Source organism: Janthinobacterium woesei, assembly GCF_051380875.1.
Taxonomy (GTDB): domain Bacteria; phylum Pseudomonadota; class Gammaproteobacteria; order Burkholderiales; family Burkholderiaceae_D; genus Janthinobacterium.
The window spans coordinates 1-13,872 of sequence record NZ_JBNYXW010000008.1; the positions used below are offsets into that span (position 1 = coordinate 1).

A 13,872-nucleotide genomic window follows, 5' to 3' on the forward strand; every position below is an offset into this window, starting at 1 on the left:
CCAGCTCCATGCTGAATGAAACAACTGTAAACCTCGCTTCCGCACCGGACCGGTTTCAGGTGATAAACCGGCCAAGATAGTTGTCGTCTACCGGCCAAGATAATTGTCGCTCACCAATCAAGGTACTGCTAGCCAAATGACACCGATACACCCAATCACACACATGACTTGCTTGAGCAAGTTGCCAATGTTCAAGAATAAACATCGGTTTCCCTGCACAAGCACAACCCTTTGAAAGCCTGACCGTTCATGCATTCGCCCTGAAGTGCGACTGAGCTGACTATTTAAGTACGCGCTGCACCAACATCACGGCCGCGCCGACAATACCAACGGCGGCAACGATCCAGAAATAGTCCAGCGTCGCCAGCAAAGTCACCTGCTGCGTGAGCGACTGTGCCAGTCCAGCGGAGGCCAGCGCGGCGGATTGGGCCGAGCCCGTCAGCGCATACGCCTCACTCAGCTGGCGCAGGGACTGTTCATACAGTGGATCACCCGCGACGAAGTGCGTGTTCATTGCAGAGTAGTGCATTGCTGTGCGAGTTTGCAATCCCAACGTCGCGAGTGAGATGCCCAGGCTAGCGCCGAATTGCGCCAGCATATTCTTTACCTGCTGAGCATGTGAAAATACTGTTTCGTGATGCTGTACCTCACGGAACGTATGCATGGCGGTCGTTGCCAATACCAGCATTACAAACACGCCATAGGCAGCGAGCGCTGGAACGAAGTCGGTCCATAGATTAGCGCTAGGACTGAAGTTGGCGATACGCCAGCCAAAAATTGCCAAGGCGGTGAAACCAAGCAGATAGTATTTTTTGGCCGCTGGTTTTTTGGGCAGAATAATCGCCATGACCATCCAGGTCAGTACAGTTGCCGCAAGGCCTGTGGCTTGCACCCGGCCGATCACCGCCCACGGAAAGCCCAAACCGCGCTGCAACAGGGCAGGCAACATGTAGTTGGTTGCCGCCATCAGCGCATAGCAGCCAGTAAAAAGCGCCACGCCACTCCAGTAACGCTTGTTATGCAAACTACGAATGTCGAGCAAGGTACGTTTATGTGCATGCATGGCGTGGAGAAAGTACACCAACGCCATCAGCCCCAATACACCGGCAGAGGCCAGCATCGTAAAGTCGCCGTAAAAATCGTAGTAGGACCGCTGCAGGGCATATAGCACGACGAAGGTGGCTACGATCAGTACCATCAATAAAACCGGATGGGATTCGGTATGCAATTCTCGCGCCGGCGTTTCTACCGGCAGACAGACCAATGATAGTAGTGCCGCGATGGCAGCCAGTACCATCAAAATGCCGAAAATCCAACGCCAGCTGTCATGTGAAATGGCCAGCGAAGACAGCAACGGCGCGCTGGCACTGCCGACCGCCAGGGCGGTGGCGAAATACCGGATACCGGTGAAACGCGATGGGCTCGGTGGAAACAAATTCACCAGCACGCGCGCAGACGTCATCAGGGTACCGCCACCGATTGCCATGCAGATCCGGCCAGCCATGAATTGGAGATAGGTAGTGGACTGCGCACACACCGCTGCGCCGACCATGAAAAAGGCCAGAGACAACACAACAAACCGGCGCCAGCCCAAGCGCTCGGCAAACCACCGCTGTTTGGCGATCGCCGCGATTGCGACGCACGCATAGACGGCGCTGATCAGGCTAAACTCCTCGGGAGCCGCACCGATCTCGCCCATGATGGGACCAGCGCCAAAAGCGATCATCCCGCTCTGTAAATACTCAATCGCCGTCAGCGTAAAGATGGTAAACAGCAGCAACTGCGGATAGCGCGGCATATTCTGCATGATCGCACCCCTAGTTCGCGCTAGCGACCGAACTACCGGCCATGTTCATGGCGATGATCCGCGTAACGAGTGCCGCCGCGTCTTTTCCCTCTTGAGCAAACACCTCCGTTTCATAAGCATGAGCGGGATTGCCGGCCAACGCGAACGGCGTGCCATCGCGCTTGCTGGTATCGATACTTACCCGCATCGACAAACCCAGCTGTAGCGGATTTTTGCGCACTTCATTCGGATCCAGGGCAATGCGTACCGGCAGCCGCTGTACTACTTTGATCCAGTTTCCAGTGGCATTCTGCGCCGGCATCAAGGAAAAAGCACTACCAGTGCCAGCCTCCTGGCCAATCACTTTACCCCGATACTTGACTTGGCGGCCGTAAGCATCGGCCGTCATTATGACTGGCTGACCGGTGTGAATATAGCGCAACTGAGATTCCTTGAAGTTGGCCGTCACCCACAGGCTTTCCAACGGAATAATCGACATCATCGATACCCCTGCCGCCACACGCTGTCCCACCTGGACATTGCGCCGGGCCACAATGCCCCCCACTGGCGCAGGCACCACGGCGCGAGCTGCACCGATGTAGGCATCCTTAACCTGGGCCGAAACACTCAACACGTCGGGGTGGGTCGCCACAGTGGTGCCGTCCACATATGCTTGATTCGCAGCATACTGCTGCTCGGCCGATTTCAATGCCGCTGAGGCTGTACTGACGGCCTCGCTGGCATGCTCCAGATCCTCACCTGACACCGCGCCAGAGTGCAGCAGTCCACTACGGCGATCCATGTCGGCCTGTACCTTTCTCAGTTCAGAGCGCCGCAGCTCCACAATCGCGCGCATCTGGGACGCCACCGCGTATTGGCTCCGAACCTGCCGTACGGTCTTGGCGAGCATCGCCTCGCTACGTTCCAGCGCCAATTGCGCATCAAGCGGATTGAGCCTGACCAACGACTGGCCAGCGCTAACGCGATCGGTATTATCGGCGCCGATGGCAACCACCGTACCGGCAACTTGGGAGGTGACCTGAACGATGTTGCCTTCAACATAGGCATCCTCCGTTGTTTCCTCCTGCTGCGTCACGTGCGACCAGTAGAGCGCATAGCCGCCACCGACCACGAGCGCGCCAATCATGGCGAGGGTCAGCAAGGTACGTCGGCGCTTTTCGCTGGACGCATGTTGAGTTGCCCCAGCAGCTTGAGTTGGGTGTGCATTCATTCAAAAATCTTTCTCAAAGTCATTCCAGATTCAGTTCTGCGGAGCAAAGCCGCCGCCGAGCGAGCGTGCCAGGCCGATGTCCAGTTCGATAGCTCGCATATCAAGGTCGGATTGCTGGCGCTCGCTGGCCAGCTTTTGCAATTCGGCCGCCAATACCTGCAGGTAATTACCGACGCCACTGCGATATCGTTGCAGCGCCAGGCCGTAGGCTTCATCAGCGGCAGTCACCGCTTCCTGCTGCATGGCGCGCTGCTCCTCAATACCGCGTAGTGATACCAGTTGGCTCACCACATCGCGTACCGCGTCAATCACGGTAGCGTTGTATTGTTCAACGGCGTAGTCGTATTCGGCATTCCTGCCGGCCAGGTTACTTTTCAACCGGCCACCGTCGAAGATAGGCAGGCTGAGCGCCGGCCCGATCCCGGTGATACGGCTGGCCGCATCATTAAAATTAGGGAACCCCAGGCTCTGCATCCCTATCAATGCAGTCAGACTGATGTTGGGATAGAACTGCGCTTTCGCATTGATGATCTCCTTGCTTGCAGCCTCAACGCGCCAACGCTGTGCGACAATATCTGGCCGACGACCGATCAGCTCCGCTGGAAGGGCGCTCGGCAGTAACGTTCCACGCGCTTCATGCATCGTAGGACGCATCAATGCCATGCCGCGATCCGGGCCCTGGCCTGACAAAGCTCCCAGCTCGGCCTTGCTTAGTTCTATCGATTCGTTAATTTGCGCAATCTGTACCTTGGCCGTTGGGACCAGCGACTCTGCCTGCTTTAGGTCGACCGCCGAATCAATGCGCGCGCGCACCCGCTGCTGAATCAGCTCCAGAATTCGCTGCCGTTGCTTCAATGTAGCGGTGGCAATGTCGAGCTGCTGATGCGCCGTCTGCAGGCGTACGTAGCTGCGCAATATATTGGTGACAAGCACCAACCGGGAGGCATAAGCATCCACTTCAACCGCATGCGTCATGCCCACCGCCGCCTCAATCGCCGATTGATTCTTGCCCCAGAAGTCGAACTCGTAGGCGCCATTCAGCGTCGCCTCATTGACCCACTTCCATTGCCCCGCGACCGGCGGTGGCGTGGTGCCGTGGCCGCTGAACAACTGGCGATTATTTCTATCGGCAAATCCCGTCTGTGGCGCTCTGGCCGCTTCCGCGCGGCCGGCAATTGCTTCTGCCTGGCGCACGCGCGCCTGCGCCATTTTCAGCGATGGACTGCGCTTAAGCGCCTCTTCCATCAAGGTATTCAACTGAAGATCGCCATAGCGCTCCCACCATTTTTCGGTGGGCCAGGCCACCGGAGACAGTGTCAACTTGCCCATGCTTGCCTTGGCCTGAAGTTCATCTGCGCCATGCAGCTTGGCGAGCGGTCCCAGGTCCGGGGCGGCACAGCCAGCCATGAGCAACATAAAGCCCAGTGATAAGCTGCACCTGTAGAAAAATTTCATATAAACAACTCTTTGCTTAGGCAAATATAAAGGCAAAAAAAATCAGGGTTTGTCGGCGTTGTCCAACAGGCGCTGCAACAGCGACTGCAACAGTAAAGCTTCGTCGACCGAAAAGTCAGTGAGAAAACGTGTGTAGACCTTGGCGATCAGCGGCATGATCTGGGGCGACAAATGATGCCCTTTCTCAGTAAGCTCGACCAGTACCTGCCGGCGGTCAATGTCATCGCGCACGCGCCGGACAATGCCTTTTGCCTCCAGGCGGTCCAATAGGCGGGACATCGGCCCCGCTTCAATACCGGCAAAGGCGCAGAACTCATTGACAGTGCGCGCACGGCCCCGCATGGCTGCAATGACAACAATGAACTGGGCCGAAGTTAGCTCCAACGACGCCAGTTCCGTCTCAAGCGTAGCGAATATGACGTTGCGCAGAGAATTGATCATGCTACCCAAGCCTCCGCTGATCAGATAATCAATACCAATTTCGCCACCCTGCTGCATACTCACTCCTATGGATAAAGCGAATATTACTTGCTTAGGCAAATACTTTCAAGTAAACAATCAATCCAACTAAGCCGCGTTAGAGTTGGATGAGGTTTCAAATTAAATTTGAGGCGCCAGCCACAGTTTGAAATCATCCACCATGGCCACGTTCAGCGTGTGGCTGGCCTGATACTCATGGTATTGCAGCGGCACTTTATAGCCGTCGAGCACTTGCTTGGCGTTGCGGGCGAAGTGAATGCCCAGTTTGTCATCCTGCACGCCGTGGCTGACGAAAGCCCGCACCTTCTGCAATGCTGGTCCAGGCTGGACCAAAGGCAGCACTTCCGGCATTATCCTGCCACTGAAAAGACCAAAGCCGACGATCTTTTCCGGCGCCGTCAGGCCAACGCTGGCGCTCATAATGCCACCTTGGCTAAAACCGGCGATCCAGATACGCGCCGGATCGATCTCATGCTGTTGCGGCAGCTGCCCGATAAAGCTCAGTAGTTTCTGGCGCGCCTGGTTGGCTTGCATTGGATTGATGGAGGGTCCACTATTGGTGAAATGCACCTGGAACCAGCCAAACTGCATCACCCCGAATTCCAGCGGCCCACGTGCCAGCACCACCGTCAGGCGTGGGTCCAAATGCTTCGCCATCTCGATAAAACCAAGCTCATTAGCGCCTACGCCGTGCAGCAAAATCAGACATGGCGCCTTGCCCTCCCCGCTTTCACCGGGACGCACCCGATAGGTTAATCCGGATATAGGCTCGATCAGCGTTTCGTTCAGTTTGTCCGTCATCTTGATTCCTTTCTTAGTTAAATGCGTACGCGTCCATCGCCAGCACACCGTGTTCTATGCTGGAGTGCAGCAGTTGCGCCTTGGCGCCGGAGCCGGCCGCGCCCATCGCGACAAATAGCGGTAGCAAATGTTCCTCACTCGGATGATTTTATACGGCCGACGGTGCGCGCTTCCGGTAGTCAAGCAGAGCATCGTGATCGCCCGCTTCCAGCCGCTCGCGCATCCATACTTCGAATTCTCGAACCCAAGCTGGCGCCGGCGCATCAACCGCCTGGCCACGGAACTCATACAAGTTATGCGTCAGCGAGCCAGAACCAATCACCAGCACGCCCTCGTGACGCAATTGCGCCAGCGCCCGACCCAGCATTTCATGCGCCGCAGCACCGGCACCACGCACCAGCGAAATCTGCATCACTGGGACCTCGGCCTCAGGATAAATCAGGCTCAACGGGACCCAGCAACCGTGGTCCAACCCGCGCTGCGCGCTGCGACCAACGGGAATGCCGGCCGCCTCGAACAATGCCGCGGCCTGTTCAGCGATTTCAGGCGCGCCGGCGGCATGGTATTGAATATCGAACAAAGCTTTAGGAAAGCCGCCAAAATCGTGAATCGTGGCGGGCTGCTCGGCCAGCGATACCTCAGGCGCTCCGATGGTTTCCCAGTGCGCAGAAAATACGACGATGGCTTTCGGCCGCGGCAGGCTCTCGGCCAAGCCCTGCAGGAAGCGTCGTGCAGGACTATCCTGCAATGCCAGCATGGGCGATCCGTGGGAGACAAAAATGGTGGGTAGCGGAGACATGGTGCACCTCGATTGAAAAGATGGGGCCATCTTAAACGGGTTTAAAAGGTTGATAAATGGTCGCACAGTGACTAGACTATTTCTATTTGATTGACAATGGTAGGCTATGGATCTGTTTTCTTCTATGCGAATGTATGTTGCGGTGGTTGATGGTGGCAGTTTTGCGGCGGCCGCCGAGAAGCTGGAGATTTCCAGGGCGATGGCCTCGAAGCAAATTCAGAAACTCGAAGAACACTTGGGTACACGGCTACTGAACCGCACCACCCGCCGCTTGAGCCTGACCGAGACCGGCCGCGAGTTCTATGAGCGCAGTACGCAGATCATGCATGATGTGGAAGAAGCCGAGCAGGTAGCTGGCCAAATGACGCGCATGCCTCAAGGTGTGTTGAGGGTGACGATCCCGCTTTCCTATGGGCAGCATCGCCTGGCATCCCTCATTGGTGATTACGCGCGAGCCTACCCGCAGGTGCAACTCGATATCTCGCTGAGCGATCGGAAGGTGGACCTGATCGAAGATGGGTTCGATTTGGCGATCCGCATCGGCGCGATGGCCCAGTCAGATCTCATCGCCCGCAAGATCGGTGGCGTACGCAGTATTGTTTGTGCCAGTCCTGCCTACGTGGCGCAACACGGCGCGCCGCAAAACCCTGAAGAACTGAAGCGGCATGCTTGCCTTGGCTATACACTGACAGGTAGCGGCTCCGACTGGCGCTTTGAAACGCCAGATGGCTCTCTGATCGTTCCGATAAGCGGCCCCATTCGCGCAGACAACGGTGACATCATTCGGCTGGCGGCATTGAGTGGCGCCGGCATCCTGTTCCAACCACACTTTATTGTCGATGAGGACCTTGCGGCTGGTCGCCTGATACAGCTGCTGCCGGGATGGCAATCGGCGGAACTCGGCGTATACGCGGTCTACCCCAGCCGCAAACATCTGTCGGCCAAGGTGCGCACCTTTGTGGACTTTCTGGCCGCTGCGCAGGAGAGCTAACCTGAGCCCTTGCGCGTACCAAACGCGGCGACAGCAAATTCAATGAAACTGCGCAGTTTGGGGATCATCTGCCGATCCGGCGCATACAGCAGATGGAGCGGCCGGGTCGGTGGGTGATACTTTGGCAGCACGCGCACCAACCGGCCAGCATCGATTTCCGGCTCGACCAGTTCAGCAGGCTGCAGCAACAGCCCCATGCCGGCACGCGCGGCCATCAACAGCGCCTCGCCGCTGTCGATCATCAAACGGTCTGTAACGGGTACAGTCATCAACCCTTCCGGTCCGTCAAAACTCCAGTGTGTGCGCAACTCCGTGTAGGCGAATCCCAGACATTCATGACTGACCAGGTCCAATGGTGATTTGATCGGCGCGTGCGCCTTCAGATAGCCCGGCGCGGCGCACAGGATCAGCCGGTATGGTGCCAAGCGACGCGCAATGCGGCTGCTGTCGGGCAATTCGCCAACGCGAAACACTGCGTCTGCCCCCTCCTCCAGCGCGTCGACATAGCGGTTGACCAGCGACACTTCGACTTGTACCTCCGGATAGGTGTCCATGTACTCGGTCAGGCGCGGCATCAGCGCATGAATGCCGAAGCTGACCGGAGCGTTGATGCGTAAGCGCCCGCTGGGCCTGGCCTTGCTTTCTGCTGCCAAACCTTCGGCGGACTCCACTTCCGACAGAATCAGCTTCACTTTCGCGTAATAGCTGGCGCCGATCTCAGTGAGACGCTGCCGTCGCGTCGTGCGGTTGAGCAGACGTACTCCCAGGTGCTGCTCCAGCATATGCACATGCTTGCCGACCAGTTGTGGCGACATGCGAAACACCTCGGCGGCAGACGAAAAGGAACCCAGTTCCACTGCCTTGGCAAACACCGCCATGCTCAACAATCTATCCATTAGAAACACCCCATTTCAAGTGACCAATTTTATTCGATATTTATCTCTTCTCGTTTAGAGTTCAGACTGGGGGCTTCACACACTTAAAATCATAAATATGCGACATCTTTTCCGTCTGGCCGTTGGCGGCCTCAGCCTGCTGCTCTGTAGCGTTCTTGCCAGCGCAGCCCCAGCCGTCACAGTACTAGGCAAGGACTTCACTTTCCCTAACAAGATCGAGGGCTTGCCGTCCAAGCTGTCGGACTTCAAGGATTTGCAGATCAATCACTTCACGACCAGCGACGGTGTCAAGCTGGCGTACTGGGAAGCCGGTAAAGGCAAACCGTTGGTCTTCATTCCCGGTTGGTCGGCCAACGGCGCCGAGTATTTCAACGTCATGTACTTACTCAGCAAGCAGTACCACGTTTATGTACTGGACCCGCGTAATCAGGGGCTATCGCAGCATGTCGACTACGGCTCGCGCATCTCGCGCTTCGCCACCGACTTAAAGGAACTGAATGACCATCTCGGCCTGAAAAAAGCCGATTACTGCGGCTGGTCCATGGGCGCTTCGGTGCTATGGAGCTACATCGACCTCTATGGCACCAAAAGCATCAACAAGGTGGTGTTCATCGACGAGCCGCCATCGATTTACAGCCACGCCGACTGGACCGAAAAGGAACGCGAGGACGCCGGCGCCATCACCAGCGATGCGGAACGCATGATCGACTCGTTCACTTCCGACAAGGCGCCGAATAAGATGATCGTCAACAGCCAGGCGTTCCAACGCGCCACGCTGATGGACTCGCCGTACTTCCAGAATTCGGAGAGCTTCGCGCAAGCCGTCGTGAAAAACAACATCGATGATTTGAAGCGCGTCATGTTTGACCACGTCACCAATGACTGGCGCGACGTCATCAGCAAGCGTGTGGACGTGCCGACCGCCATCTTCACCGGCGTCTACAGCGATTCACTGAGGGGGCAGCGTTGGATCCACTCCGTCATTGCGAACAGCGAGCTGCATGTGTACACGGCCGAGGAACAAGGCGACCACTTCCTCGCCTTCAAAAATCCATTGAAATTTACGGCTGACTTATCGGCCTTCCTCAACAAACCAAACTGATCGGAATTCATATGTCTATTCATAGCCCCTCCTGATGCCAGGCCAGATCCTTCATATTAGCGAATTAATTGCTCATTCAACAAGCAGCAGTCCAAGTAAGCGTGCAGCTGGCAGCGAAAAGCGTCGCTGCCAGCTGTGAGGACGGCGGAAGCTTACAGCGCAATGAGGGTCTTGATCCAGAAAGCGCCCCCAGACGAACGGTTACGCACGTCATACTGCTTTTCATATTTCGCGGTGAACATCCAACCCTTGTCGTTCTGGTAGCGCAGCGACGGGCCGATGGCAAAAGCACGCCCACGATTGCCGCCTGCCACCGCGTGGCCAGCCACCTTGTCATCCGTTATTTGACGGTAGATGTAGCCGCTCACTCCTGCAACGAAGCCTTTGCCCAGCCCCCAACCCAAGGCGTAGTCCGCGTGCAGCTCCTGGCCGGATTTGTAGTCGGTATCATTGTTGCGGAAATTGTAATCGTACATCAATTTAATATCCGCATTCAGCCCTTTAGGCTGGATGTAAGATACGGCAATCAACGGTTCGATATTCCAGTAATTGCGGCCAATATTAGCAACGTCACTCCGATCATATCGACCTGTAGGAGCGTTGGTTTCGAGTGCCACCACATAATGCAGTTCAGGTGATACATGGTAACCCAGCGCCGCCGCCAGATTGATATCGCCGATGCCGGTGTTGCGGCTACGGTTGGCCCCCACCCGCACGTCCACATTCAGCAACGGAACAATCGCATGCACGGCAAGTTGGCCACCCAGTACCTTTTGACCAGTCACCCAGATGAAGCGCGGGATGACCCCGGCGACATCCGCTTTAAAGCCTCCGATGGCTGCAGCGATGTCGTTGCCACGATCATCGCGCAGCTCGGTTGCATGATAGCTGGTCGCATACACCAGCGGATAGAACCCGGGCGGTGGCATGGCGCCGACCAGGAAGTTCTCGACGCCATTAGGATAGATGCTGCCCCCGCCTTCGGTGGCAGCCGCTTGTCCACACAGGGCGGCGCCAGCGATCACCGCCGCATGCAGCAGCGCACTCGCACTCTGATTGTTGTTCATGCTGTTGTCTCCTCTGTTCTTTTTATCAGAATGGGTATTGCTGATTTTCCGGTTCGATGGTGATCCACTTGAGGTCGGTGAATTCGTCGATCACGGCGCGGCCGTCGAACTTGCCGTAGCCGCTGTGTTTCATCCCGCCATACGGCGATTGCGCCTCGTTTTGTACAGTCGCCCCATTCACATGCACACAACCGGCGTCTATCCGCAGGGCCACCATCAAGGCACGATGGACATCGTGGCCGAATACGCCGGCAGATAAGCCGTAAGCGGTGTCGTTAGCTACGCGAACGGCCTCTTCCACCCCTTGCACTCGCACCACTGTCGTGATCGGACCGAAGGTTTCTTCGTCATAAATACGCATTTCTGGCGTCACATGGTCCAGGATCGTGGCTGGCATCACGGCGCCGTCTGCATGGCCGCCGCACACCAGTTTGGCTCCCTTGCTCACGGCATCGTCGATTAGTGCATTCAGGCGTGCACCGTTCTCGTTGCTGACCATGGGGCCAATCACGCAACCTGCGGTCGTGGCCGGATCGCCGGCCGGCAACTCCTTGGCGCGGGCAGCGTATTTGCTCACGAATTCGTCGGCCACCGCCGCGTCCACCACCAGGCGTTCGGTGGACATGCAGATCTGGCCCTGATACAGGAACGAGCCAAACACTGCTGCCCTCACAGCCGCATCGACATTGGCGTCGTCCAGCACCACCAATGGCGCCTTGCCGCCCAGCTCCAGCAGGCAGCGTTTTAGTTGGGTCGCAGCTTTTTGCGCGATGATACGACCGACCTTGGTCGAGCCGGTGAAGTTGATGCGGCGTATTGCCGGATGGGCAATCAGTGCGTCGATGACTTCAGGTGCGTCGGCTGGTGCGTTAGTGAGGAAATTGAGCGCGCCGGGAGGCAAACCTGCTTCCAGCAGCGCCTCGACCACCAGTTGATGGGTGCGGGGACTCGCTTCCGACGCACGCAATACCACGGTGTTACCGCACACCAGAGGATAAGCAATGGCGCGCGCCGCCAACACGACAGGGCCATTCCACGGCACGATGCTGAGCACCACGCCGACCGGCTGGCGCACCGTCATCGACAGCGTGCCGGGTTTATCGGTGGGGATGGTCTCACCTTGGATCTGCGTGGCCAGTCCGGCCGCCTCGCGGAACAGATTGGCTGCCAGCATGACGTTGAAGCCGCTCCACAATTCCGATGCGCCGACCTCGTTCGCCATTGCCTTGATGAATTCAGGCATCTTGGCCTCCAGTACATCTGCTGCCTTCAACAGGATGCGGCGACGTTCGGTAGGGGTGGTCAACGACCAGCTTTTAAAGGCCAGGCCGGCCGACGTTGCAGCCTTGACGGCATCATCCACAGAAGCGGCAGCAGCCACCGTGACACTCTGACCGGACGTAGGGCTAATCCGCGCATAGGTAGCGCCACCGGAAGCCGGGACGTGCTGGTTATCGATAATCAGTTTGGTTTCCATACTATTCTCCTTTGATGTAAAAATCAGGCTTCTGCCTTCAGAATTTCGGCCATCCGCTCACCAATCAGCACGCACGTTGCCATCGTGGCGACGGAGACGATTTGCGGCATGATTGAGCTATCGGCGATACGCAATCGCTTGATGCCGTTCACGCGCAGCTTGCTATCGACCACAGCGCTATCGTCCTTGCCCATGCGGCAGCTGCCGCTTTCGTGGAAGTAAGTTGTCGCGCCGTTGCGGATGAAATCGGTCATTTCCTTGCCGGTGAGCTGCTTGTTCGGTGCGACTTCACGCTTGGAGAGTTGCCGCAACGGCCCCGCATTGCCAATGTCGCGGCACATTTCGATACCCACCGCGAGCGCCTTGATGTCATCTTCGTGGCTGAGGAAATTGGCATGCACCAGCGGACGATCACTGACCTTATTTGACCGCAACGCGATATGACCGCGGCTTTTCGGTTGCACCAGCCCGGCGCATAAAGCCCAGCTGTTGCCGGGTGGGTTGTAGGTTTTTGCGATTACCTCACTGGCATAAGGCAGCTCGATCTGCACCAAATTAAGATCCGGCGCGCCCTGGCGCTGGCTATTACTTTGCATGAAACCGGACACTTCGGCACCGCTGTTGCGCAAATCACCAGGCGAGTTGGATTCCCACAGGCATCCGCCATGCAGAATATGGTCCTGGAAATTCTTCCCCACTTCCGGCGCGTGCATCACTGTCTTGATGCCATGACGTTTCAGTTCTTGCTGATCGCCGATGCCGCTCAACATCAGCAGCTTGGGTGTATTGATGGCCCCAGTAGACAAAATGACTTCGCGGTTAACCTTCACTTTTACTGGCTTGCCATCGCGCGTGATTTCCACACCAGTCACCTCATTGCCGCTCAGACTCAGCCGGTCAATATGCGTGTTGACCAGCAATGTGACGTTCTTCTGACCCAGCACGGGATACAGATAGGCCTGCGCCATGCTGTGGCGTTGGCCATCCTTGATGATATGGTTCATCAGCGCAAAGCCCGACTCACGTTCCTCGCGCGCTCCGTTCAGGTCATCGAGCACCGGCAGCCCCAGTGCAGCACACGCCTGCAGCATGGCCGGCGCAATCGGCGCAGGATCATGTGCCGGCTGGCACCAGACTGGGCCGCCTTGGCCGCGATAATGCGCGTCCGGTTTGCCCTGCCAGTTTTCCAGGCGACGATAGATGCCTAAAGCATGTTCGTAGCTCCAATCCTGGTCGCCGGTCACCGCCACCCAGTCATCCAGGTTCTTCTTGAATGGCCGCGCCCAAATGGTGGCGTTGATGCTGCTGCCGCCACCGACCACGGCCCATGTGTTCAGGAATTGCGCGGTTATTAACGTGCACCGAGCGCTCAGCCACATCGCCCCAATCACGCGGCGTGCCCAGGTTGGTGAACCATACGCGCGGATCTGAAACCGACGGCGCCGTGTCCCAGTCGCCTGCCTCGATCAGCAAAATCTTCACGTTCGGATCGGCCGCAAGCCGATTGACGAGCGCGCAACCGGCGCTGCCCGAGCCACAAACAATGTAGTCATAGGCATCCAGCAGCGCCTTGCCACGCTCCGCCTGATTCGTGCGGATGGTGTCCAGATTGTCCGCCAGCGCGCTTACGCCAACGCCGAACAAGCCGGCAGCTCCCATGAAACGTAGGAAATCGCGCCGGTCGATACGCCCTTTGATAAAAGCTGCTTCCAGCGACGCTTGTTGATCCCTGCTCGACATAGTCTCCTCCAGTCTGGTTAAAGTCCGGCCCTCTGACGGGGCTCCGG

The 13,872-nt window shown here is 57.3% G+C and carries 13 protein-coding genes; 2 read left to right on the plus strand and 11 right to left on the minus strand.

The features are described 5' to 3' along the window. Positions 1 to 280: 280 nt before the first annotated feature. The 6 genes from ACQ4W6_RS10320 to ACQ4W6_RS10345 all read right to left on the minus strand — a co-directional run bounded on the left by ACQ4W6_RS10320 (position 281) and on the right by ACQ4W6_RS10345 (position 6,582). Complete coding sequence (locus ACQ4W6_RS10320; RefSeq protein WP_436567103.1) at positions 281 to 1,807, minus strand: MFS transporter; 1,527 nt, start codon at positions 1,805 to 1,807, stop codon at positions 281 to 283. Between the two features lie 10 nt (positions 1,808 to 1,817). Continuing rightward, entirely contained in the window at positions 1,818 to 3,017 is a 1,200-nt protein-coding gene (locus tag ACQ4W6_RS10325) for an HlyD family secretion protein (protein ID WP_436567104.1), read from the minus strand. A 30-nt stretch (positions 3,018 to 3,047) separates the two neighbouring features. Beyond that, on the minus strand, positions 3,048 to 4,472 hold the full coding sequence (locus ACQ4W6_RS10330; protein WP_436567105.1) for an efflux transporter outer membrane subunit: 1,425 nt from the start codon (positions 4,470 to 4,472) through the stop codon (positions 3,048 to 3,050). Between the two features lie 42 nt (positions 4,473 to 4,514). Beyond that, positions 4,515 to 4,970, minus strand: a complete 456-nt coding sequence (locus ACQ4W6_RS10335) for a MarR family winged helix-turn-helix transcriptional regulator (RefSeq protein ID WP_436567106.1) — start codon at positions 4,968 to 4,970, stop codon at positions 4,515 to 4,517. A 102-nt stretch (positions 4,971 to 5,072) separates the two neighbouring features. After that, positions 5,073 to 5,753, minus strand: a complete 681-nt coding sequence (locus ACQ4W6_RS10340; protein WP_436567107.1) for an alpha/beta hydrolase — start codon at positions 5,751 to 5,753, stop codon at positions 5,073 to 5,075. Between the two features lie 148 nt (positions 5,754 to 5,901). Then, positions 5,902 to 6,582: a dioxygenase family protein gene (locus ACQ4W6_RS10345; protein WP_436567350.1), complete on the minus strand. Its 681-nt coding sequence runs from the start codon at positions 6,580 to 6,582 to the stop codon at positions 5,902 to 5,904. A 76-nt stretch (positions 6,583 to 6,658) separates the two neighbouring features. Here ACQ4W6_RS10345 and ACQ4W6_RS10350 point away from each other — a divergent pair, with 76 nt between their 5' ends. After that, positions 6,659 to 7,543, plus strand: a complete 885-nt coding sequence (locus ACQ4W6_RS10350; protein WP_436567108.1) for a LysR family transcriptional regulator — start codon at positions 6,659 to 6,661, stop codon at positions 7,541 to 7,543. Here the strand turns inward: ACQ4W6_RS10350 and ACQ4W6_RS10355 are convergent. Beyond that, positions 7,540 to 8,439, minus strand: coding sequence for a LysR family transcriptional regulator (locus tag ACQ4W6_RS10355; RefSeq protein ID WP_436567109.1), 900 nt, complete (start codon positions 8,437 to 8,439; stop codon positions 7,540 to 7,542). The genes ACQ4W6_RS10350 and ACQ4W6_RS10355 overlap by 4 nt on opposite strands. Before the next feature lie 97 nt (positions 8,440 to 8,536). Between ACQ4W6_RS10355 and ACQ4W6_RS10360 the strand changes: the two genes are divergently transcribed. Beyond that, the gene (locus ACQ4W6_RS10360) at positions 8,537 to 9,541 is read left to right on the plus strand and encodes an alpha/beta fold hydrolase (protein WP_436567110.1); all 1,005 of its coding nucleotides are present in this window, start codon (positions 8,537 to 8,539) and stop codon (positions 9,539 to 9,541) included. 152 nt (positions 9,542 to 9,693) lie between these two features. On the opposite strand, the gene ACQ4W6_RS10365 is transcribed toward ACQ4W6_RS10360, so the two are convergent. The 4 genes from ACQ4W6_RS10365 to ACQ4W6_RS10380 are packed head-to-tail and all read right to left on the minus strand — an operon-like array spanning position 9,694 to position 13,825. Next, a complete protein-coding gene (locus ACQ4W6_RS10365; protein WP_436567111.1) occupies positions 9,694 to 10,608 on the minus strand; it encodes a SphA family protein in 915 nt (304 codons plus the stop codon). Positions 10,609 to 10,633: 25 nt separating this feature from the next. Then, the gene (locus ACQ4W6_RS10370; protein ID WP_436567112.1) at positions 10,634 to 12,085 is read right to left on the minus strand and encodes an aldehyde dehydrogenase; all 1,452 of its coding nucleotides are present in this window, start codon (positions 12,083 to 12,085) and stop codon (positions 10,634 to 10,636) included. 23 nt (positions 12,086 to 12,108) lie between these two features. Continuing rightward, positions 12,109 to 13,407 (minus strand): GMC family oxidoreductase, encoded by a 1,299-nt coding sequence (locus ACQ4W6_RS10375; RefSeq protein WP_436567113.1) that lies wholly within the window; start codon positions 13,405 to 13,407, stop codon positions 12,109 to 12,111. Continuing rightward, a complete protein-coding gene (locus ACQ4W6_RS10380; protein ID WP_436567114.1) occupies positions 13,340 to 13,825 on the minus strand; it encodes a hypothetical protein in 486 nt (161 codons plus the stop codon). The genes ACQ4W6_RS10375 and ACQ4W6_RS10380 overlap by 68 nt, the downstream gene beginning before the upstream one ends. Positions 13,826 to 13,872 lie beyond the last annotated feature (47 nt).